The sequence below is a fragment of the Acinetobacter sp. TAC-1 genome (assembly GCF_029025845.1).
In the GTDB taxonomy this organism is placed as follows: domain Bacteria; phylum Pseudomonadota; class Gammaproteobacteria; order Pseudomonadales; family Moraxellaceae; genus Acinetobacter; species Acinetobacter guillouiae.
Genome location: NZ_CP118892.1, coordinates 3,548,207 through 3,571,437, shown reverse-complemented (window position 1 = coordinate 3,571,437; position 23,231 = coordinate 3,548,207). Strand labels below are relative to the sequence as shown.

The window sequence follows — 23,231 nt, the reverse complement described above, 5'->3', positions numbered from 1 at the left end:
AAGCTGAACAAAACTCTTTGTGTTTTTTATGTTTCTTGATTGAATTGCTTTACAATATACAAATTGCTTTTGCATCAACGAATTAAAAAATTCTTAGAGGAATAAAAACGTGCGGCGTTCATTTACTTGGCTCCCTTGGGTTTTACTGATACTGGTTATTATTTGTTTTGTGGTTTGGCAAAAACTTCAACAGCCCAAAGCACCGATTGCTGCTGATGGTGTGAAGATGCCTGCTGAGAAAGTTGAGCCTTTGGTCAATACATCTCGAACGGGTGGTGTGGTGTCCTATAGTGCTGCCGTTAAGGTTGCCGCACCAGCAGTGGTGAATATTTTTACCACTCAAAAAGTAAAACAAAATCATCCATTGCTCAATGATCCTGCGTTTAGAGAGTTCTTTGGAAATCAGATCCCTGAACAAAATCAAAACCAGAATGAAAACAGTTTAGGTTCTGGAGTGATTGTGCGTCCAGATGGTTATATTTTGACAAATAACCATGTGATTGCTCAAGCAGATCAAATCGTTGTTGCCTTGCAAGATGGTCGCCGTGCAGAAGCCACTGTAATCGGAACGGATCCTGATACAGATTTGGCTGTGATCAAGATTGAATTGAAAGAATTACCTGTCTTGCCATTTAAATTGAGTGGCAATGAAGTTGGTGATGTTGTATTGGCAATAGGAAATCCATTTGGTGTCGGGCAAACGGTAACGCAAGGGATTATCTCTGCAACGGGTCGTTCTGATCTCGGTATCAATACTTACGAAGACTTTATTCAGACCGATGCAGCCATTAATCCGGGTAATTCGGGTGGTGCATTGATTGATGTGGCTGGGAATTTGATTGGTGTTAATACTGCAATCTTCTCACAGTCAGGTGGTTCGTTGGGGATTGGCTTTGCCATTCCTGCCAAAATCTGTCAGCAAATTTTAAATTCGATTTTAAAAGATGGCCGTGTGATTCGTGGATGGATGGGCATTAGTTTAGTTCCACCAACGCAAGCAGATGTTTTACAACCGCGTCAACCAGGTGTTGTGGTTGCTGATGTATTGAAAAAAGGTCCTGCGGCGGAAGCGGGGATTAAAGTGGGCGATCGTATTGTTAAAGTGAATAATGAAGATATTACTTCAACCTCACATTTAATTAATTATGTTGCGCTCCAAGCACCGAATACCGATATTCAAGTTGAAGTCATCCGTGGCGAACAAACCGTCAATCTCACGGTTAAAGTGGGTGAGCGTAAAGTTCAAAGTGCTGACTCACAATTTATCCCTTTACCACGACGTTAAGTCTTACCAAAATTTTAGCCCTGATTCATCAGGGCTTTTTTATGTCTGAGATGAAGGTTTTCCTTAGCTCAAAAGACTATTTAGTGCTAGTGAGGCCAATTGGCACAGGGATTAGGTAATAGGCTATGGATTGCGCCAACTTCTTCATTTGAGAGCTTTGCATCTTTATTTTTATCTAAGAATTTAAATAATTTAATGTTTTTATCTTGACCTTTAAAGCGTCGGTCATCTGGCCATGGGAGTGGATCAAAGTCTTTGACTTTTAAGAACTCATTGAGCTCAAAGGTACCATTTTTATTTAAATCATAGGTCTTATGGAATTTCTCCCAGTCTAAAGAAGCTGGATCACAGGCAAAGCTAAAGCTTGAAAGTGCGCTACAACTGAGAATTAGACTATAGATTATTTTATTCATTTGTTTATCCCATTTTTTTAATTAGCTTTGATTATAAAGACAAAGTGATTTTAAACGAATGGCTGTATCTCAACAAAACTATTTCCGTCTCGATTTAATCTATTCGATAGAAAATCATCAATATCTACTGTATTTTTAAAATAAAAAAACAGTGCCGAAGCACTGTTTTTATTGCAATAAAACGCTATTCAATTAACTTTCTTGTTGAATTCCAGCAACTAACCAATCTTGAGTAGACCCTGCTGGTTTAACAAAGTGCCATACTTCTGAGAACGGTACAGGTTGACTATTTAAGTCTTCGCTGACAGTGCCAGTAAAACGAACACTCACCACGTATTGTCCATTTTCTGTCGCGCTATCCAATACCAATGCATTTAAGTTTGAAAACTCAGCCACATCTTGATCTTGGTTTGCCATGATATCGCTGTACATTGACTGATAAAGATCAGCTGTTAAATAGCGTTGAATTTCAGCAATATTGCTCACCGAGTTCATTGACTGAATATGGTTAAAGCGTTGACGAGCAACACGTAAGAAAGCAGCAGGTTCAGTTCCATCTGGAAGTTGATTGCCACTTTGCATTGACGCTGCGCCAAACGGTGCTTGGGTTGCAGTACCACCATTGACAGACTGACCAAAAATATTGGTCGCGTCGTTTGAACTACGTGCCGTATTGTTTTGACCAAATGGCGCAGATGTTGGACCTGTGCTATTTGGTGCATACGGATTATTGCTGGCTAATTTTTTTTTTGCGCCGAATTTGCGGAACAAGAAGAATGCAGCACCTGCGATCAGGATTAACCAGATCCAGCTTGGAATTCCACCTTTTTTCTCTTCTTGTTGAGCAGCTGCTTGTTGTTTCGCTAATTCAGCATCATTGGTTTGTGCTTGGGCATTACCATTATGATCATCAGCCATTGCATTTGCCGCAATCGCACCTACTGCTGCACCTGCAACACCAGCAGCAACCATTTTACCTACACCAGAACCTGATTTTTGTTGTCCAGGTTGAGCAGGCGTTGGTTGTTGAGCAGGCGTAACTTGTCGAGGTTGAGAATAAGACTGACTTGAACTCGAAGAACGGCTCATGCCATGGCTTTTACCACCACCTGCACGTTTTGCTTCAGCCAAAGGTGCTACAGCCAAAGTTGCCATTAAAATACCTGCGACCAAGCCGCGCTGTCGAACTTCCATTGAATCTACCTATATTAAAAAAATATGTTGATGAATATGAGTGCAAGCACATTACTGTAATTGCTTTTCATAGTTCTCTTTATGCAGTCTTTTTAAGAGAATTTCAATGTTTTTAAGATTTATTTGCACATATATTCACATAAACATAACGAATATATTGCTGGGCTTTTAAAGTCCAATACGGATTTTCTAATCTATTGAAATAATTAAAACTATCAATTTAAAAAAGGCTTTTATCATATCGGTGGAATTGTGCTGTGATATACAAATTTAGTGCAGCAATTTATGATAAAAATTCTCATGATTTAATGGATAATTTATAGCGTGTAGTACCCAGCCTTTACCTTTAAATTATTTGAATAAATATCGATCGATCAATCCGTTATAAAAATGATTAAAGCAAAACTGTTGTTTTAACTTTAGTCAGAGATTTAATTTTTATTGGATCTGTGAGGGTTCATTTAATGAGGGAGAAGAGGCAAATTTTGATTTAAGCCATCTTTCAAAGCAAGCTTACTTCCTTGTAAGGCTTGATCCTATTTTATAAATGGGATGCTTAGACTTCATCACTCAATTGCATGGCTTCTGTTAATGCCTCATGCAGTCGAGCCACTGCAATAATTTGTACACCTGCAATAGGCTTTTGTGGTGCATTGCCTCTAGGTACGATGATGTATTTAAAACCATGTTTTATGGCTTCTTTTAAGCGTTCTTGCCCATTGGGAACAGGGCGTATTTCACCTGATAATCCCACTTCACCAAACACAGCCAATTGTTGTGGTAAAGCTTTAGAGCGTAAACTTGAAGCACAGGCCAAAAGTACTGCAAGATCAGAACCTGTTTCGGTAATTTTTAAGCCACCCACGACATTGACATAAACGTCTTGTCCAGAGGTCTGTACACCACCATGGCGATGCATAACCGCAAGCAACATATTTAAGCGGTTTTGTTCTAAACCCAGTGCAACCCGTCGCGGTTGTCCATGCGCGTCATCAACCAGTGCTTGAACTTCAACCAATAATGGCCGTGTACCTTCACGACTGATCATCACCACTGAACCGGGAATCGCTTCATCATAACGACTTAAAAAGATGGCAGACGGATTGGCGACTTCTTTTAAGCCCTTATCTGTCATGCCAAATACACCAAGTTCATTGACCGCACCAAAACGGTTTTTAACAGCACGAATCATACGATAGCGGGAGTCAGATTGCCCTTCAAAATACAGTACGCAATCGACCATGTGTTCAAGTACACGTGGACCGGCCAAGGCACCTTCTTTGGTGACGTGACCAACAAGAAATAACGCTGTACCACTGTTTTTTGCAAATCGAGTCAATAGTGCAGCTGACTCACGAATTTGTGAAACACCGCCGGGAGCAGATTGTAAGGTTTCGGTATATAAGGTTTGGATTGAGTCAAGGATGGCAACGGCAGGGCGCAATTGTGCGAGGGTATCACAAATTCGTTCTACACACGTCTCTGCCATGACTTGTAATTTATCGGTAGCTAAGTCAAGACGATTGGCACGTAAAGCCACTTGTGAAAGTGATTCTTCCCCTGTGACATAGAGCGCTGAATTCTTCGCAGCAGCCATATGCGTTGCGGTTTGCAACAGAATCGTTGATTTACCAATACCCGGGTCACCCCCAATCAGGACGACAGAACCTGTGACTAAACCACCACCAAGTACTCGGTCAAACTCGCCTATACCCGTAGCTAAACGTGTTTCATTGGACACGGTAATCTGGTTAAGCAAGGTGACATTGGCTGCTTGTCCAGCATACCCACCGCCCATAGGTTTGGCACGATGTGATACGACAGGTTCAATGCGCACTTCAGTCAGAGAATTCCATTCACCACAGTCTGAACATTGACCTGCCCATTTTGGATGGTCTGTACCACATTGTTCACAACGATAAACAGTTTTGACTTTGCCCATTTTGAGTGCGTTCACCTTTTGAATGATGTGCTGAATGTACCAATAGCGCCATTGAAATACAATTTTTTGCTTAACATCTCGCCAAAAACTATTTTGGCACGTAAACTGCAAATCGAAGGAACGGTAAAAATAAGAAAGGTAAGGGATAGTCGTTTGACTATTAAATAAGCTAAAAGATGAAAAAACTTAGATATTTTAAGTATTCATTGAAAAAGGCTTTTTTATTTTTTTTGTTTTAAGCTACTTTTGTACAACGAAATCTGAGAGAAGAATATAACAATGTCAAATGAAAACCTCAGTTCTTCTGCGGAAACAGGTGAACTAGCAAGAAGTTTATCGAATCGTCATCTACAATTAATTGCAATTGGTGGTGCGATTGGTACAGGCTTATTTATGGGTTCAGGGAAGACGATCAGTCTTGCGGGACCATCCATATTATTTATTTACATGATCATTGGTTTGATGGTTTTTTTCGTCATGCGTGCGCTTGGTGAACTGTTACTTTCAAACTTGCAATACAAGTCATTTATTGATTTTTCTACAGATTTGATCGGACCATGGGCCGGCTATTTTGTCGGATGGACTTATTGGTTGTGTTGGATCACTATTGGTATCGCAGATTTATCTGCAATCATCTATTACTTACAGTTCTTCAATAATGGGGTGCCCTTTACCCCAACTGAAGGGGCAATGATCAGTGTTGCCGCAATCTTCTTTATTTTAGGATTGAACCTAGTCACAGTAAAACTGTTTGGTGAATTGGAATTCTGGTTTGCGCTGATCAAAATTATTGCCATTGTGGTGTTAATTTTGGTGGGTTTCTGGATGATTTTTACTGGCTTTACTTCGGCGGCAACAGGTCAAGTGGCGTCATTTACCCATCTTTGGGATCATGGGGGAATGTTCCCGAAAGGCTTTGAAGGCTTCTTAGCAGGCTTCCAAATTGCCATCTTTGCTTTTGTCGGTGTTGAACTTGTTGGTACCACAGCAGCAGAAACCAAAGATCCAGAGAAGAACCTACCTAAAGCCGTTAACTCAATTCCAATCCGTATTATTTTCTTCTATGTATTGGCATTGGTGATTGTTATGTCAGTTACACCATGGAATATGATTGATCCGAAAGTTAGCCCATTTGTGAACTTGTTTAGTCAAGCGGGAATTGCTGCGGCTGCAATCATTATGAACTTGGTGGTCCTTTCTTCTGTAATGTCTTCAATGAACAGTGGTGTCTTCTCAACAAGTCGTATGCTATTTGGTCTTTCTCGTGAAGACCAAGGTCCTAAAGCATTTGGTCTGTTAAATAAACGCGCAGTTCCAGCGAATGCTTTGTATTTCTCTGGTGTATGTCTATTGGGTGGTGCGGCATTACAATATTTCGTTCCAAACACAGTCGAAGCATTTACTTTAGCAACCACACTATCCACGATCTTGTTTATCTTGGTATGGATCATTATTTTGTGGAGTTACTTGGTGTACTACAAAACACGCCCAGAACTTCATGCAAAATCAGTGTTTAAATTACCAGGTGGACCGATTACTTGTTATATCGTGATCATTTTCTTTGTCGGTACGATTGGTATTCTTGCATTAGAACCAGATACAATGAAATCATTGATGGTCAGTCCGATCTGGCTCATTATCCTTGCGATTGGTTATTTCTGTTTTTATAAGAAAAAATAGTCATTAACGATTTCAATGATATTGATAAGAAAACGTCAGTAATTTACTGGCGTTTTTTTTATTCTCATTTTAAGCTTTAAGGCTTCCGCTTTGGTCTATATTTTAGATTCAAGGTATAAGGTATACTGACGAAAATTTTGGAAATAGGTGAACAAATGCGTTTTGCAATTTGTGGCATCGGTTTAGTTTTAGCAAGTGCGGTGTTGGTGGGTTGTGGTCAATCAGGCAATTTGCAGTTGGCAAACAGTCAAGACTATGACAAACGTGCCAAATATTTGCTTTATTCAAAAGATGCCAATAAAGCTGCCCAAAGCAAGGCAAAAGTGCAAGATCAGACAGCCGTTGCAGATCAGTCTGTGCCAGCGTCTCAAGCCACTTCAAACTAAACCTAATTACACTTTCATTGAAAGGATAGATTCATGAGTTTCTCCCGCATTCATGGGGTATTGCATGCAGAGCAATGTTCTTTAGATCAACTCGCGCAGCAATATGGCACACCGCTTTATGTTTATTCAAAGGCAACTTTTGAAAAGCATTATTTGGATATGGATCAGGCATTTAGCTTTATCGATCATCAAATTTGTTTTGCGGTGAAGTCAAACTCAAATCTTGCGGTATTGAATGTATTGGCAAAATTAGGCTCAGGCTTTGATATTGTCACAGGTGGTGAGCTTGCACGGGTCCTTGCCGCAGGTGGAGATGCTACAAAAATCGTATTCTCAGGTTTAGGCAAACAAGAAGCAGATATTCAAAAAGCCTTAGAAGTGGGGATTGCGTGCTTCAATGTGGAATCTCATGCTGAACTTGATCGTATCCAGAAAGTTGCGGCAGGTTTAGGCAAAAAAGCTCCGATTTCGTTACGGGTAAACCCAGATGTAGATGCGAAAACCCATCCTTATATTTCGACAGGTTTAAAAGAAAATAAATTTGGTATTCCATCAGATTCAGTTTTTGAAACCTATCAATATGCGGCGTCTTTACCCAACCTTGATGTGATTGGGATCGATTGTCACATTGGTTCGCAATTAACTGAAACACAACCTTTCGTAGATGCGCTTGACCGCGTCATCATGATGATTGCAAAATTGAAAGAATTGGGCATCCAGCTGAAACACATCGATATTGGTGGCGGTTTAGGGGTGACCTATAAAGATGAAACACCGCCAAGTGTTGCAGAATATGCCAACGCAATGCGTCCAGCTTTAGAGAAATTAGGCTTAAAAGTCTATATGGAACCGGGGCGGAGTATTTCAGCAAATGCTGGGGTATTGGTGACGAAAGTTGATTTGTTAAAACCAACCAATTATCGTAATTTCGCAATTATTGATGCTGCAATGAATGACTTGATTCGTCCATCGCTTTACCAAGCGTGGATGGACATTCAAGCTGTAGTATCGCGTACAGATGTTGAAGCAAAAACTTGGGATATCGTGGGTGCCATTTGTGAAACAGGCGATTTTCTCGGTAAAGAACGTGAACTTGCCATTCAGGAAAATGACAATCTTGCTGTTTTAGGTGCAGGTGCGTATGGTTTTGTCATGAGTTCAAATTATAACAGCCGTGGTCGTGCTGCTGAAGTCATGGTCGATGCTGACCAATCGTATGTGATTCGTAAGCGAGAAACCATTGAATCACTTTGGGAAAATGAAAGCTTATTGCCTTAAGGAGCCATTTTAAATGTTATTAGAATTTACCAAAATGCATGGTCTGGGCAATGACTTTATGGTGGTTGATTTAATCAGCCAGCGTGCATTTTTTGATGCAATGACCATTCGCCGTTTGGCTGATCGCCATTTCGGGATTGGTTTTGATCAACTGTTAATTGTTGAACCACCAGATTTTCCCAATGTTGATTTTAAATATCGTATTTTCAATGCTGATGGTTCAGAAGTAGAGCAATGCGGCAATGGCGTACGTTGTTTTGCGCGGTTTGTTTATGAACGTCAGTTGACCAATAAAAAACGTTTTAAAGTTCAAACCAGCGCTGGTATTGTCGAACCTGAGTTGGGTGAAAATGGTTGGGTGCGTGTCAACATGGGCTATCCAAAATTTTTACCCAATGAGATTCCATTTCTTGCAGAAGAACCAGATGCATTGTATGACATCGCATTGAAAGATAATGAATTGCTGACTATTGATGTGGTCAATATGGGCAATCCACATGCGGTGACAATCGTTCCCGATGTTTTAACTGCAGATGTTGCCAAAATTGGCCCTCAAGTGGAAGCACATGCGCGTTTCCCACAACGGGTGAATGCTGGTTTTATGCAAATTGTTGATGAAAAGCATGCGCGTTTACGGGTGTTTGAACGTGGTGTCGGCGAAACGATGGCATGTGGTACAGGCGCTTGTGCAGCCGCAGTCTCTGGAATGCGTCGTGGTTTACTTGCCAATAATGTCGAAATTGAGTTGGCTGGTGGTAAATTACAAATCGAATGGAAAGAAGGCGATGTGGTTTGGATGACAGGGCCGACTGCAACCGTTTATGAAGGTCGTTTAGATTTACGTTATTTCCAAGGTTGATTTCCTTTTTTTACAGCTTAGAGCAAAGCCCTGAATTAATTTTAGGGCTTTTTTTATCTTTAATTGCTTAGTTTTTGGATTAAAAAATATAAAATAAGTGTTTATACTGTTTAAAGATCTCAATAAATAATCAAAAGGAAAAATAAATAATGGCAATAGATCGTATTGATTGGCATGGCGAATCCGCAGAGCAAGCAGGCTTTCCATATGAAAATGGTGGGACACATATTGGAATTTATTTAGCCTGGATTATCAATAACCAATTGGAAGGTGAGTTTCATCAAGAAGAAAGTGTAGATGAATTAGAACAAGTCCGCACACGTCAAATGACTGGACGACAGTTTTTGATCAATATGTGCGATGAAAAATTTTGGGAAGAAGATTTAAATGAACAAGGCTTTGAATTTACCCAAGCCTATTATGAGAGTCATGAATATTTTAAAGATTATGATGAAATCTTAGTTGATGCTAAAGGTTTGACGGATACCTATGCTGTGGATGATACATGGGATAATTATGATTTGATGGCAGTCGTGATTAGTCAAAAATATGCACAATGGCAGCAGAACCGGTCATAAATCTATACGCTTTAAGTCAATAGATCGTTTTTCTGGGATAAGCTTTTGTAATCAGCCCTAAGTTACCCATAAAAAAACACAGTCCAAAATGGGTAGGACTGTGTTTTAACGTTGATCTGTCTGGAGACCAAATCGACGTTAAGTAACCACACTTACAGCGCGCATACTTGTATAATTTATATATGAGGATGTTCGTATAATTTTCAACCAGTTTAGTTGCCAATTTTAAATTACCAGCAGTCGTTGAGTTCACTCACGATTAATTCATTGAGTGAATACCAAACATATTGCCTTCAGTATCAATCGCCAAAACAATATGCCCATGAGGCCCAATCGACATTTTTGTTTGATGAACTTGACCGCCAGCGGCTGCTACTCGGGCTTCTTCAATGGCACAATCTTCACTACTGAAATAGACAATTGTACTGTTTCCACCAGCAGAAATGCCTTCCATTTTAACCAATGAGCCTGTTGCACCGTATTGGCTCATATCCGATGGAAATGTCCACATTTCCACCGATGAATCATTTGGATCACTGAGTAAACTCAGCTCAACACCAATCACCGTTTGATAAAATAATTTAGCTCGTGCCATATCATTGACATAGATTTCGAACCAACACACTGGATTTGACATAAACGTGTCCTTTTATTTTGCTGTTATCGGTTTTATAACCATACATGGCTGTATTTATAAGCTTAAGGGCAGTTGAGCCTTTAAACTCTATTTTTAGACTTTATTGTGATTAGCTTATGACAAACTTAACTCAAGCGTAGCTGTATTTTGTAAATAAGTTTATTTTTTAATCAATATTTCAAGAAAAACACAAAGAAACAATAGATTATAAAGATAAAAAAAGAACGCCGAAGCGTTCTCTTTTTCGATCATTGGATCAATGACGTGCAGCTTTTTTGCCTTCATCAACCGCTTTAACGATTGGTGCTTTGACCAATGGCGTAGGTTGTTCAACCAAAGCAAGTGGAAGAATCTCATCGATGCTTTTCACTGCTTTAATTTCCAAACCATCTTTCACGTTCTGAGGAATTTCAGCTAAGTCACGAACGTTTTCTTGTGGGATAAACACCAGTTTAACCCCACCACGATGTGCTGCTAAAAGTTTCTCTTTTAAGCCACCAATACGCATTGCTCGGCCACCTAAGCTGGTTTCACCTGTCATTGCAATATCAGGACGAATTGCAATCCCTGTGAATGCCGAAACCAGAGCAGTGGTTAATGCCAAACCTGCAGATGGTCCATCTTTCGGTGTCGCACCTTCAGGTAAGTGAACGTGTACATCAGTTTCTTCAAAACGAGAAGCTTCAATACCCAATTCATCAGCACGTGTACGAACCACAGTCATTGCCGCAGTAATCGATTCCTTCATTACATCGCCGAGTGAACCCGTGGTAATAAATTTACCTTTACCTTTTACAGCTGCAACTTCAATGGTTAGTAACTCACCACCGACAGAAGTCCATGCCAAGCCATTTACACGACCCACTTGAGCTTCTTCTTCCGCCATACCGTAATCAAATTTATGCACACCTAAATATTCAGGTAAGTTTTCAGCAGTGACATCAATATGTAAGTTTTTCGCTTTCTTACTGACTGATTCTTTCACCACTTTACGTGCAATCTTCGATACTTCACGTTCAAGGCTACGTACACCAGCTTCACGGGTATAACGACGTACAATGTCACGAATCGCTTCTTCATGAACAGTCAATTCTTTGCCACGCAAACCATTGTTCTTGATTGCTTTTGGAACAAGGTAACGATCTGCAATATTGACTTTTTCGTCTTCGGTATAACCCGGCAAACGAATTACTTCCATACGGTCTAATAAAGCCTCAGGAATATTCATGCTGTTTGCAGTACAGATAAACATCACTTCAGACAAGTCAAGATCAAGATCTAAGTAGTGATCGTTAAACTTGTTGTTCTGTGATGGATCAAGTACTTCAAGCAGGGCAGAAGCTGGATCACCACGATAATCCTGTGCCATTTTGTCCACTTCGTCGAGCAAGAACAGTGGGTTCTTAACACCAACTTTAGTCAACGACTGCACAATTTTACCCGGCATTGCGCCAATATAGGTACGACGATGACCACGAATTTCTGCTTCGTCACGGACACCACCGAGTGCCATACGAACAAATTCACGACCAGTTGCTTTGGCAATTGACTCCCCGAGTGAGGTTTTACCAACACCAGGAGGACCAACTAAACAAAGGATTGGACCACGAAGTTTTTTCACGCGTGATTGCACCGCAAGGTATTCAACAATACGTTCTTTAACTTCATCCAAACCATAGTGGTCTGTATCTAAAATTTCCTGAGCCTTGGCTAAGTTAATGCTGACTTTGCTGGCTTTATTCCAAGGCGTATCTAAAATCGCCTCGATATAGTTGCGTACAACAGCAGCCTCACTTGACGCAGGTTGCATGGCTTTGAGTTTACGGAATTCATTTTCAGCTTTTTTACGTACATGTTCAGGTAAATCAGCTTCCGCTAAACGTTTTTCAATTTCAGCAACATCATCTTCCGCACCACCATTCATATCGGAAAGTTCACGCTGAATGACTTTCATCTTCTCATTGAGGAAGTATTCGCGTTGGTTCTTTTCCATTTGGCGTTTTACAGAGTCATGCAATGTTTGCTCAATCTGTTGTTCTTCAGATTGTTGCAATAAATAAGTCATTAGCTCTTGTAAGTGTGCTTCAAACTCATCGTGCTCTAGGAATTTTTGTTTTACATCGATATTTAAAGGTACACGGGTTGCAACAAAGAACAACAATTGTAATAAATCGTCGATTTTATTTGCTGCTGCAATCAATTCACGTGCATTACGTAATTTGGCTTCTGCATACTGTGAAAACAGTGCACGTAATTCTTCTACACGTGTTGCTTGAGTATCTTTATCTACAGATATGGTCATTGGGCTTAATGCATGTTCAGCCGATAAGTATTCATCATTGTCGATGATCTCAACCAGCTTAGAACGATGTAAGCCTTCAATCAGTACCTTGATACAGTTTTCATCATTTTCATGATTCACAACTTGTACAATCTTTGCGACGGTACCATATTGATATAAGTTGTCGTGATCAATTTCTTCTGTAAGCGAATCTTTTTGCGCAACTACAAATACTAAATTGTCACTGTTACGAGCCACATCAACTGCATTGATCGATTTTTCACGACCCACAAATAGCGCAATTTGCATATGTGGGTACACAACCACGTCACGCAACGCTAAAAGCGGTAATACACTTGGAACCTGTGGCTCTAAGTTTTCTTGATTCATAATAATCTCAGACATGGGCACTCCTAATGAGTGACAACGGTGTTGCCATGTTTTTTATAGTGATGTGTATTTCAAAAATTACAAGGGCTTTGCCAAATAAAAAGTTTAAAAAATCGCAACTATTTGATTAACAAATAAACCTATTTGCATTTATTGGTCAATTTAACGGCGAAAATAATAGGTTTTTGCTGGGGTAATTAGGCTGTCTAAGGGCTGATCCCACGGATTTCTTTTAAGCTCGTGGGTGAGTAACTGGAAATCATGGGCTAAACCAAGCCGATGTGGGCGGTATGTAGCTGATGCAAGCGTTCGATCATAGAAACCGCCTCCCATGCCCATACGGCTACCTTTTAAATCACAGGCCAATAAAGGCATGACCACCAGATCGAGTATTGAAATATGTTTAGCACGACTTGCCATAGGTTCTAACATCCCAAGACGATGTAAAGAAAAGCGTCGATTGCGAAACTGCCGATTTGATATTTTGACCCAAACCAGTTTTTTGTTCATATTGCAGATCATGGGCAAATACACGGTTTTTCCAATCGCACAGCAATATTCGATAAGCAATTTGGTTTGAATTTCACCAAAAGCATCTAAATATAATCCGATTTTCTGCGCATTCAAAAAATGGCGATGGCGTAGCATCTGCTTAAAGCATTGCCGTTCAATCGTTGTGTGTTGATTACGGGTCAGCTTTTGTCGTTGTTGTCTTAAAGATCTACGCAGTTGTGAATTTTGATCCATGTTCTGAATGCTAAAACTAAACTGTTGTCAGTATACAATGAATTGATAAACAGCATTTATAAGGAAATGATCAAGATTTTATTTTGATTATCTTTTATTCATCAGAGTTTGCGATAAATGGGTGGTTTTAAGCTATTATTCTAATCGTTTGATAAAACAAGATTAAATATTGATGTTCTACATTTTAAGTCCAGAGTATCTATTCTGACAAATGTAGGATTTTGCTCAGTCAATTGCAAATGAAAGCACTTCAATTAGGCTGAGAAGAAATTCACGTGAGTGATGATTATGGATAAGCACGAAAATAAACAGGAAAACACCATGCAAAGTCAGCTAAAACAACAATCTCATACCTTGTCACGGCGGTTTGTTATCTCAATGCTCGCATTGGCAAGCAGTTTACCGCTGATGAGCTATGCCGCTCCAGCAGCGCCAAAATTGGATCTTGAGTTATCTGCACATTCAAAAAATAAAATTAAAACCTTAATGAATGATCCAAAAGTTTGGCAACAGATTCCCAAAACAGTCACGCTGTGTGTGTATTCTCCTGATGGCGCCAATAGTGAAGCTTTTGAACAAGCGACCAGTTATATCAGTGAATTGCCACGAATTACACAGATTGCTAAGGAATTTGGGGTGGATATGAAAATTACCCGTCCAACCAAATTGTCGATGCATATTGATTTAAATTATCCAAAATTAAAGAAAACCGCTTCTACGGATATTAATTTAAGAGTTTATACCGATGAACGTGTATTGACTGAGGATTTCCGCAGTAAACGCTGTGATGGTGCTGGAATCAGTAACATTCGCGCACGTCAGTTTAATCCGTTTGTTGGCAGTATTGATGCCATTGGGGCAGTACAAAACTATAAGCAATTAACCACCGTGATCCAGTTACTTGCACGGCCTGAGTACGATGCAAAAATGGTCAATCGTGATTATGAAGTGGTGGGGATTGTTCCTTTAGGTGCTGCGTATATCATGGTCAATGATCGTCGTATTGATACTTTATCAAAAGCAGCAGGGAAAAAAGTGGCAGTCATGAACTTTGACGGTACTCAAAAGAAGTTGGTGCAAAATGTTGGTGCACAACCTGTTTCTGTTGATCTATTAACCGTGGGTGGAAAGTTCAATAACAAAGAAGTCGATATTATGGCGGGGCCTGCTTTGTTATTTAAGCCTTTAGAATTGAAAAAGGGCATGACCGATAAAAATGGCAATGTGGTCGGTGGCATTATTCGCTTTCCTTTGATACAGGTGACAGGCACATTAATCATGCATCGGAATAAGTTCCCTGCAGGTATGGGACCAATCGCACGGGAAATGATTTCTAAACAACTCAGCCCAGCATTTCAGTTTGTCGATAAACTGGAGCGAGAAGTTCCAGATAAATATTGGTTTGATATTCGTGAAGCGGATAAACCGGGCTATATCAAGATTATGCGTGAAGCACGTATTCAGATGACCAAAGAAGGCTTCTATGACCCGACAATGATGAAAATTTTGAAAAAGTTTCGATGTGGTCAAACCCCAAGTAGTTTTGAATGTGCTTTAAATGATGAATGATTGGGTTTTGCTCTTGTTTTGATGATGGATTAAGTCAAAAGCAAAATTACAAACAGCTGATGTTTTTGATTTGAATTAAAAGTTAAAGGAGCAAAATGAAAGTTTATTTTGCTCCTTTTTTATTGCAAAGTTTAGGCAATGCTTTACTACTCTGTTAGATTAAATCCAAGATAAAGAAGATTAAAATTAAGATTTAAATGATGTTAAAAAAACCATTCAAACTCTTGTTACTGACAGTGTTGTTTTGCGTTAATTCGATATATGCCGCAGAGTATCAGACAGGAGATATTATTTTTCATAGCTCTAAATCTGCACAAAGTCTTGTGATTCAAAAAGCCACCCATTCGCCATATAGCCACATGGGAATGATCGTGATGAAACAAGGACAAACTTTGGTTTTGGAGGCGATTCAGCCTGTGAAATATACACCGCTTCAACAATGGATCAATCGTGGTGTAAATAAAGCCTATGTCGTAAAGCGTTATCAACCTCAATTGACTGCTGAGCAACAACACAAGTTAGTCAAACAGGCCGAGACTTATTTAAATAAACCCTATGATGTTTATTTTGAATGGAATGATGACGCAATTTATTGCTCTGAAATTGTATGGAAAGCTTATCAATATGCTTTAGGAATAGAATTGGCGCCCTTGGAAAAATTACCAAGTTTTGATCTCACAGATCGAAGTGTTAAAGCACTTATGCAACAACGCTATGGACAGCATATTCCATTGCGAGAAACTGTGATTGCGCCAAGTGCAATTTTTAATTCAAAGAAATTGAAAATGGTTGACTCGGTTGCTGGCTTGAATTGATTGAAAATATAGCAGACATAAAAAAACCTGAGTCATGATGCTCAGGTTTTTTATAAGAAGCGGTATATACATACATTCTTGAATGTGGCGACCCTACGGGGATTCGAACCCCGGTTACCGCCGTGAAAGGGCGATGTCCTAGGCCTCTAGACGATAGGGTCAATAAATTGAGGCAGACACTTGAAACTAAACCATTAAATTAATGGCGACCCTACGGGGATTCGAACCCCGGTTACCGCCGTGAAAGGGCGATGTCCTAGGCCTCTAGACGATAGGGTCGTTTCAGAGGTGGGCGTATATTAGGGCGAATACCGGCAGGTGTCAAACTTTTTTCCACAATAAAAACTGAAATTGCGTTTATATGGATAAAAACAAAGCAATATGAGCAAAGTGGTTAAAATTAAGACCATTATTACGGCTTGGGGTACAGAATGGGATCTAAAATATTTTGAATCACCGCAGGATGTTGTAAATAGCCTGCGATTTGATGAGGAGTATGAATAAACGTTGAAATCGCGGTATTTAAAATTGCGGGTTGAAAGTCAAAGGGTGCATTGATCAACGGGAAAGCGGTTAAAAAATCATCTGGTGAATAGAAATTATGCCAATCACCATTTAGACAATTTGGTCTTTTGATGGGTGGTGTTAGTTTAGACTGAATCACTTTAAAGGTGAGTGGTGAGCCTAAGGTAATAAAGCGTTGTATCTGGTAGTTTGCTTGCAGCTGTTGTAACAGATTATAGGCAATCACGGTTCCTAACGAATGCGCAACAATAATATGCGGTTGATCGGGTTCTAAGCTGGCCAGTATCCGTTGGTGGACTTCATCCATAAACTGAGGATTGGCGAGGTATAAATAAGTTTCGATCAGAAATTTATGAATCAGACTTTCATGGAGTTTTGGAAAATTATTTAAAATTAAAGAGAACTCTTTAAGCGCCTTATCTTTTAACAATTGCGAAGCCAAATACAAGCGTTTAGACAGTTTTAAGTCATGCTCAGGCATGAAGTAGGGCAGTATTGGAATTGCGGGAGCGACATTTAAAGTTGTCGTGGCTGGCGTTGTTGTATGTTTATGAAAGTGGAAGTTTACCCATGATTTAGGCAGAAAGCTTTCTAAGTCAAAGCGATTACTTAATTGGTGTTTGCTGATTAAATCGCCATAAAAAGCCAAGCGAATATCTAATTGTGCGGTTGAAATAGGCAGTTTAAGTTCATCGATTCCCTGTTGAAGAATATCAACCCAATGTTGCTTTAAACTCTCAGCATTATAATTCTGCTGGTTCATACCATGAATAAAAATAATCTTCATTGGGGTTTTTATAGATTGTTATGTTTAGCTATTAAATTACGAGTTTAAACTGATTTTGACTATCTATGAATGTACAAAAAGTGTAGCCAATGGCTACACTTTTTGTTTAGGCATGATCAGTTAGATCTTGTTTAGGGTTGTGATTGATCTTTATATAAAAATGCGTAGCTGATATAGCAAATGGCAATAAAGATTAAACAACAAATAAAGCCCACCACCATCTCAGGGTCAAATACCATACTGATACAGGTAATTAAACAGAAGATAAAACCTAAGATCGGCACAATTGGAAACAATGGCGCAGCAAAGCCTAATTCAGCTTTGGTATGACCTTGTTTGTACCATTGACGTCTAAAATTAAACTGGCTCAGACAAATACTCATCCACACCACAACCATGGTAAACGCAGCCACACCCAACAAGTTTTTAAAAATAGTTTCAGGTGCAAATTGCTCTGAAAGCAGACCAGGTAATGCACCGAACATGGTGACAATCACCGCAATATATGGAATACCGCGTGCATTGACCCTAGAAAATAATGCTGGAAGCTGTTTCTTGGCTGAGAGCGACCACATCATACGTGACGCTGCAAATAGCCCTGAGTTAGCCGCAGACAACAATGCAGTGATGATCACAAAACGGATAATGTCTTCTGCGTATGGAATACCAATATGATCAAATACGGTAACAAATGGGCTGCTACTGACCCCTTCAGCATGTAATCCTGCCATTTGGTGAGGTAGCAATGCACTAATGACAATGATTGTACCGACAAAGAAAATCAATAAACGCCAAATAGCAGTATTGATAGCTTTAGGCACATTTTTCGCAGGATCTTCAGTTTCACCCGCAGCAACGCCAATCAACTCAGTACCGGAGAAGGCAAAGTTCACGATTAACATGGTGGTGAAGATTGGGAATAGACCTTGTGGGAACCAGCCTTCATCAGTCAAATTACTAAATAACGGTGCTGAAGTATGTCCCTGATAATTTAAAATCCCAAAAATTGCCAAGAGACCAAAAAGAATAAAAGCGATTACCGTGATGACTTTAACCAAAGAGAGCCAGAACTCAGATTCGGCAAACCATTTGGTTGAGCTCATATTTAAGCCAAACACGATTGCTGCAAAAATCAGGGTCCATAACCACATCGAGATATGCGGAAACCATTCTTGCATTAACAAAGCCGCAGCAGTAAATTCAGTGCCTAGTGTTGCTGACCATGTTAGCCAATACAGCCAAGTAACGGTGTATCCGGTACCTGGACCAATGTATCGTTGTGCATAAGTACCAAATGAACCAGACTCAGGCATATGAACCGCAAGTTCGCCTAAGCACAGCATTACCATATAGGCAATTACACCGCCGAGGATGTAAGAGATAATGGCACCAATCGGACCGGTTTGTGAGATTACTTCACCAGAACCTAAAAAAAGCCCTGTACCGATTGCACCACCAAGCGAAATCATCACCAAGTGACGAGTACTCATTGCTCGTTTGAGTGGTGAAGAATTAGATGATACCTGAGCATCATTTTGATTTGGTGATGACTGCATAAGCTTCAGATGGAAATAAAACAAGAAGCGCGCTATTTTAGCCCAATTCATAAATAGTGCAATGATTGAGTGTTGCTAATGCTCAATAAGCAATACTATAAATCACCGTGATTTTATGGTTTTTATAAATAAATATTTAAATCAATTATTTATATTTAACTCTGCACTGATTATTTTAAATTAAAAATTCAGATTATTGGTGAAAAAACAATCTTTTAAATATGACGGGATGGTGGTTTTTAACTGCTTTAAAATACTATAGATATAAAAAAGCCTGAGTCGTATTGCTCAGGCTTTTTTACGAGAAAGTTTTATGTTGGAAACAATCTCAAATATGGCGACCCTACGGGGATTCGAACCCCGGTTACCGCCGTGAAAGGGCGATGTCCTAGGCCTCTAGACGATAGGGTCGTAATGAGGTGATGCGTATATTAAGGATAAAAGATATTTTTGTCAAAATGGATTTATCGAAAAAGCGTTTAACTGATGAATCTATAAGCGAATCATCATGTATTTGTTTTTAATTTAGCCATAAAGCTATTTTTTGTTTTTTAGAAGAATCCAAATCAAATAAAAACGGCTTGATTTATATATGAATCACTTAAAAATTATGCTGTTGGTTAAAAGTTTAAAATAGAAAAGCCCGTATGAATACGGGCTGATCAGTGATTTACACTGCGACTTAATTTTTCTGATGATAAAGCCAGTAATAAGTTGCATAACATGCTGCCATAAACACTAAACAACCAATAAAGCCAGAAAGCATTTCCGGATCTGCTGCCATACTTAAACCAGTTGCGGTACAGGTAATAAAGCCAAGAATCGGTACGACTGGATACCACGGCGTTTTAAATTTTAAATCAGCCAGTGTTTTACCGCTGGCCAGCCATTTACGACGGAAATTAAACTGACTCCAGCAAATACTCATCCACACGATAACCATGGTAAATGCTGCCACACCGAGTAAGTTTTTAAAGATGACATCTGCGCCAAATTGCTCCGACAGTAAACCGGGTAAACCTCCAATCATGGTCACAAAAATTGCAACAACAGGGGTACCTGATTTGGTCAGTTTGGAAAAAACTCGAGGTAATTGTTTTTGAATTGAAAGCGCCCACATCATACGAGATGCCGCATATAGGCCTGAATTTGCAGTGGACAAAAGCGCTGTAATGATCACAAAACGCATGATGTCTTCTGCGTAAGGAATTCCAATCAAGTTAAATACAGAAACAAAGGGACTATTACTGATCCCTTCACCATGCGCGGCTAGGCCAGCATCTTGATAGGGCAATAATGAACTGATGACAATAATAGTACCAACAAAGAAAATCATTAATCGCCAAACCGCAGCATGAATCGCTTTTGGGACATTTTTTTCAGGATTTTCAGTTTCACCAGCAGCAATCCCAATCATCTCAGTACCATTAAAGGCAAAATTTACAATCAGCATGGTGGCAAAAATAGGAAATAAACCATTGGGTAGCCAGCCATGTGCGGTTAAATTACTGAATAAAGGTGCAGTTTCATGACCATGGAAGGGGATTAACCCAAATATTGCGGTTAGGCCGAGTAAGATAAATACCAATACCGTTGCAACTTTGACAAAAGACAACCAAAACTCTGACTCTGCAAAAAAGCGTGTTGAGGTTAGATTGGAAATCAAGACGGCAACAATAAAGACCAAGGTCCATAACCAGATGGAGGTTGTTGGAAACCATTCCTGCATTAGCATGGCTGCTGCGGTAAATTCAGTCCCCAAGGTGGCAGACCAGCCAAGCCAGTACATCCACGACACCATGTAGCCTGTACCCGGTCCAATATTTTTAGCTGCAAAAGCACCAAAAGATCCGGTTACAGGTTGATTGACCGCAAGTTCACCTAAGCACAGCATCACCATATAGGCAATTAAACCACCGATGATATAGGCAATCACTGCACCAATCGGTCCAGCTTGTGCAATCACTTCACCTGAACTTAAAAATAAGCCTGTACCGATTGCACCGCCTAATGACAACATGATCAGGTGGCGTTTGGTCATGGATCTTTTTAAGACAATAGTTTGCCCATCAGCGACAGTGTGCTGATTCGATTGATCAGGTGATTGCATATTTGATGTCATTGAACTTTAAAGAGATATTTTAGATTAAAATGCCAAAATTGACAAAATAAAATAAACCGTCAGCTTCTAAAGTCTAAAGAAAAGGGATGAAATAAAATAATTGAATCAAGAAGATCAAAAAAGAGAGAAAGAAATTATAAGAATAATTAGATGGCGACCCTACGGGGATTCGAACCCCGGTTACCGCCGTGAAAGGGCGATGTCCTAGGCCTCTAGACGATAGGGTCGTTTAGAAGATGGCGATATCTTATTGATCCGCCACCAAATTGTCAAGTAAGTGAGGTGCCAGTTTGTTCAAAATATAGCAAAACAGTTCAGCCGTCTTTTGAGTATCGTACAAGGCCGAGTGAGCCTCTTTACCATCGAACTCAATTCCAGCTTGAATACATGATTTAGCCAAAACAGTTTGACCAAACATGACCGCACTTAAAGTCACAGTATCAAATACAGAAAAACTATGAAAAGGGTTTTGATTTTTACTGCCAGTTCGCGCAATTGCAGCTCTTAGGAAGCCTAAATCAAAATGGGCATTGTGTCCGACCAAGACCGCATGGGTACAATGTTGCTGACGACGCACTTCATTAACCGCCTTAAAAATACGCTTTAATGCTGTTTTCTCGTCTTCAGCCATTGCCATACGCATTGGATTAAATGGATCTACACCAATAAAGTCCAAAGAACGGCGATCTAAATTTGCACCTTCAAAAGGATTGATGTGTGCATGATGTGCTTCACCTGGAACAAATTTTCCTTCAGCATCATACACAATCGGGATGCATGCGATTTCAAGCAATGCATCGGTATCTGCATTAAAACCTGCTGTTTCAACGTCAACCACAACGGGTAAAAAACCACGAAAGCGTTGTCCAATCACAGGTAATGTTTCAGTTGTCACACCTTTCTCCATTGGATGGTTTTTCCAGCATAAAGTGGAATAATGTGTTCACCATCCAAATAATCTAAACTTTCAGGGATTACCTGCTCTTCTTTCACAAGGGTAATCTTATTTGTGTTGCGAGGCAAACCATAGAAGTCTGCACCAAACATACTGGCAAAACCTTCTAGGCGTTCGATTTTGTTGACTTGATCAAAAGCCTGAGCATAAAGCTCAATTGCTGTAGGTGCACTATAGCAACCTGCACAACCACATGCATTCTCTTTGGCATTTTTAGAATGTGGCGCACTGTCAGTACCTAAGAAAAACTTAGGGCTACCGCTTGTGGCAACTTCAAGTAAAGTTTGTTGATGAGTTTGACGCTTTAAAATCGGTAAACAATAAAAGTGCGGTTTTATACCACCGACCAACATATCATTACGGTTAAACATTAAATGTTGTGGTGTGATCGTCGCAGCAACATTACGATCTTGTTCAAGCACAAAATGCGCGGCTTCACTGGTGGTAATATGTTCTAACACCAATTTTAATTGCGGAAATTGTTTCAGTAACGGTGAAAGTACTTCGTCTAAAAAGCGTTTTTCACGGTCAAAAATATCCACATGCTGATGAGTAACTTCACCATGTAATAGTAATGGCACTTGATGTTCTTCAAGCTGTTCAATCACTGCATAGACTTTACGAATGTCACTGACACCATTATCCGAGTTGGTTGTTGCACCAGCAGGATAGAGTTTAATTGCATTGACGAATTGAGACTCTTTGATTTTGCGAACTTCATCTGGAGAAGTATGGTCGGTAAAATACAGTACCATACGTGGGTCAAAATCAACCCCTTCAGGGACATGTGCCATAATACGGTCACGATAAGCATTCGCTTCATCTACAGTTTTCACAGGTGGAACGAGGTTCGGCATACAAATCGCACGGGCAAATTGTTTGGCTAGATCTGGAACTGTACGTTTTAAGGCAAGACCATCACGCAGGTGGGCATGCCAGTCATCTGGCTGAAGCAAAGTGATCGTATTCAAGGCAATTCTTACTGACAAAATAAATGAGATGATAATCTATAACACTTTAAAATGATAACAGCTATTTCTAATCAATAATTCAAATTAAATGATTAAAAACAAATCTAAAGCTTATATTTTGTTCGGATTGGTCATGTGTGTGTCATGATTGGGTGCTAATGCTGAGTAGAAAATCTACAACTGTATAACATGGCAATGATTTTCAATTGCTTAATTTGAATTTATTTTAAAATTACCGTTTTTAAATGATTAAATAGTCAA

19 protein-coding genes and 4 tRNA genes are annotated in these 23,231 nt (G+C 39.7%); 8 read left to right on the top strand and 15 right to left on the bottom strand.

Annotated features, from left to right (window positions below; all coding sequences use genetic code 11):
* The first annotated feature begins 109 nt into the window (after window positions 1–109).
* Complete coding sequence (locus tag PYV58_RS16580) at window positions 110–1,285, top strand: trypsin-like peptidase domain-containing protein (RefSeq protein WP_004722420.1); 1,176 nt, start codon at window positions 110–112, stop codon at window positions 1,283–1,285.
* An 86-nt stretch (window positions 1,286–1,371) separates the two neighbouring features.
* Here the strand turns inward: PYV58_RS16580 and PYV58_RS16575 are convergent, their stop codons facing one another.
* The 3 genes from PYV58_RS16575 to radA form a co-directional block, all read right to left on the bottom strand.
* A complete protein-coding gene (locus PYV58_RS16575; protein ID WP_034617493.1) occupies window positions 1,372–1,698 on the bottom strand; it encodes a hypothetical protein in 327 nt (108 codons plus the stop codon).
* A gap of 192 nt (window positions 1,699–1,890) precedes the next feature.
* Window positions 1,891–2,892 (bottom strand): Tim44-like domain-containing protein, encoded by a 1,002-nt coding sequence (locus tag PYV58_RS16570; RefSeq protein WP_004819688.1) that lies wholly within the window; start codon window positions 2,890–2,892, stop codon window positions 1,891–1,893.
* A gap of 556 nt (window positions 2,893–3,448) precedes the next feature.
* Window positions 3,449–4,834, bottom strand: a complete 1,386-nt coding sequence (radA, locus tag PYV58_RS16565; protein WP_004722416.1) for a DNA repair protein RadA — start codon at window positions 4,832–4,834, stop codon at window positions 3,449–3,451.
* Window positions 4,835–5,113: 279 nt separating this feature from the next.
* Here radA and PYV58_RS16560 point away from each other — a divergent pair, with 279 nt between their 5' ends.
* The 5 genes from PYV58_RS16560 to PYV58_RS16540 all read left to right on the top strand — a co-directional run bounded on the left by PYV58_RS16560 (window position 5,114) and on the right by PYV58_RS16540 (window position 9,615).
* Window positions 5,114–6,514 carry an amino acid permease gene (locus PYV58_RS16560; RefSeq protein WP_004819689.1) on the top strand — a complete coding sequence of 467 codons (1,401 nt, stop codon included), beginning with the start codon at window positions 5,114–5,116 and terminating at the stop codon, window positions 6,512–6,514.
* Window positions 6,515–6,669: 155 nt separating this feature from the next.
* Window positions 6,670–6,900: a hypothetical protein gene (locus PYV58_RS16555; RefSeq protein ID WP_034617490.1), complete on the top strand. Its 231-nt coding sequence runs from the start codon at window positions 6,670–6,672 to the stop codon at window positions 6,898–6,900.
* Between the two features lie 33 nt (window positions 6,901–6,933).
* Complete coding sequence (lysA, locus tag PYV58_RS16550; RefSeq protein ID WP_034617487.1) at window positions 6,934–8,178, top strand: diaminopimelate decarboxylase; 1,245 nt, start codon at window positions 6,934–6,936, stop codon at window positions 8,176–8,178.
* A gap of 13 nt (window positions 8,179–8,191) precedes the next feature.
* Window positions 8,192–9,037, top strand: coding sequence for a diaminopimelate epimerase (gene dapF / locus PYV58_RS16545; protein ID WP_004819692.1), 846 nt, complete (start codon window positions 8,192–8,194; stop codon window positions 9,035–9,037).
* Between the two features lie 149 nt (window positions 9,038–9,186).
* Complete coding sequence (locus PYV58_RS16540) at window positions 9,187–9,615, top strand: hypothetical protein (protein WP_004819693.1); 429 nt, start codon at window positions 9,187–9,189, stop codon at window positions 9,613–9,615.
* A gap of 259 nt (window positions 9,616–9,874) precedes the next feature.
* Here PYV58_RS16540 and PYV58_RS16535 read toward each other — a convergent pair whose 3' ends face one another.
* From PYV58_RS16535 to PYV58_RS16525, 3 genes are all read right to left on the bottom strand, one after another.
* Entirely contained in the window at window positions 9,875–10,252 is a 378-nt protein-coding gene (locus PYV58_RS16535) for a VOC family protein (RefSeq protein WP_034617484.1), read from the bottom strand.
* Between the two features lie 256 nt (window positions 10,253–10,508).
* The gene (gene lon / locus PYV58_RS16530) at window positions 10,509–12,938 is read right to left on the bottom strand and encodes an endopeptidase La (RefSeq protein WP_004722406.1); all 2,430 of its coding nucleotides are present in this window, start codon (window positions 12,936–12,938) and stop codon (window positions 10,509–10,511) included.
* Window positions 12,939–13,085: 147 nt separating this feature from the next.
* Window positions 13,086–13,670 (bottom strand): 5-formyltetrahydrofolate cyclo-ligase, encoded by a 585-nt coding sequence (locus PYV58_RS16525; protein WP_034617481.1) that lies wholly within the window; start codon window positions 13,668–13,670, stop codon window positions 13,086–13,088.
* Window positions 13,671–14,048: 378 nt separating this feature from the next.
* Between PYV58_RS16525 and PYV58_RS16520 the strand changes: the two genes are divergently transcribed.
* On the top strand, window positions 14,049–15,239 hold the full coding sequence (locus PYV58_RS16520) for a putative solute-binding protein (protein ID WP_227504280.1): 1,191 nt from the start codon (window positions 14,049–14,051) through the stop codon (window positions 15,237–15,239).
* 200 nt (window positions 15,240–15,439) lie between these two features.
* Window positions 15,440–16,054, top strand: a complete 615-nt coding sequence (locus PYV58_RS16515) for a YiiX family permuted papain-like enzyme (protein WP_034617476.1) — start codon at window positions 15,440–15,442, stop codon at window positions 16,052–16,054.
* Window positions 16,055–16,139: 85 nt separating this feature from the next.
* Here the strand turns inward: PYV58_RS16515 and PYV58_RS16510 are convergent.
* The 9 genes from PYV58_RS16510 to pyrC all read right to left on the bottom strand — a co-directional run bounded on the left by PYV58_RS16510 (window position 16,140) and on the right by pyrC (window position 22,970).
* Window positions 16,140–16,215: transfer RNA gene (locus PYV58_RS16510), tRNA-Glu, on the bottom strand.
* Window positions 16,216–16,257: 42 nt separating this feature from the next.
* A tRNA-Glu gene (locus PYV58_RS16505) sits at window positions 16,258–16,333 on the bottom strand.
* 133 nt (window positions 16,334–16,466) lie between these two features.
* Window positions 16,467–17,366, bottom strand: a complete 900-nt coding sequence (locus tag PYV58_RS16500; protein WP_275059584.1) for a hypothetical protein — start codon at window positions 17,364–17,366, stop codon at window positions 16,467–16,469.
* Between the two features lie 131 nt (window positions 17,367–17,497).
* Window positions 17,498–18,922 carry an amino acid permease gene (locus tag PYV58_RS16495; RefSeq protein ID WP_034618380.1) on the bottom strand — a complete coding sequence of 475 codons (1,425 nt, stop codon included), beginning with the start codon at window positions 18,920–18,922 and terminating at the stop codon, window positions 17,498–17,500.
* 335 nt (window positions 18,923–19,257) lie between these two features.
* Window positions 19,258–19,333 (bottom strand) — tRNA-Glu (locus tag PYV58_RS16490).
* A gap of 271 nt (window positions 19,334–19,604) precedes the next feature.
* Complete coding sequence (locus PYV58_RS16485) at window positions 19,605–21,032, bottom strand: amino acid permease (protein ID WP_105713078.1); 1,428 nt, start codon at window positions 21,030–21,032, stop codon at window positions 19,605–19,607.
* A 163-nt stretch (window positions 21,033–21,195) separates the two neighbouring features.
* Window positions 21,196–21,271 (bottom strand) — tRNA-Glu (locus PYV58_RS16480).
* Between the two features lie 20 nt (window positions 21,272–21,291).
* A complete protein-coding gene (gene rnt / locus PYV58_RS16475) occupies window positions 21,292–21,951 on the bottom strand; it encodes a ribonuclease T (RefSeq protein WP_004722393.1) in 660 nt (219 codons plus the stop codon).
* Complete coding sequence (gene pyrC, locus PYV58_RS16470; protein WP_034618057.1) at window positions 21,936–22,970, bottom strand: dihydroorotase; 1,035 nt, start codon at window positions 22,968–22,970, stop codon at window positions 21,936–21,938. The genes rnt and pyrC overlap by 16 nt, the downstream gene beginning before the upstream one ends.
* Window positions 22,971–23,231: the final 261 nt, after the last annotated feature.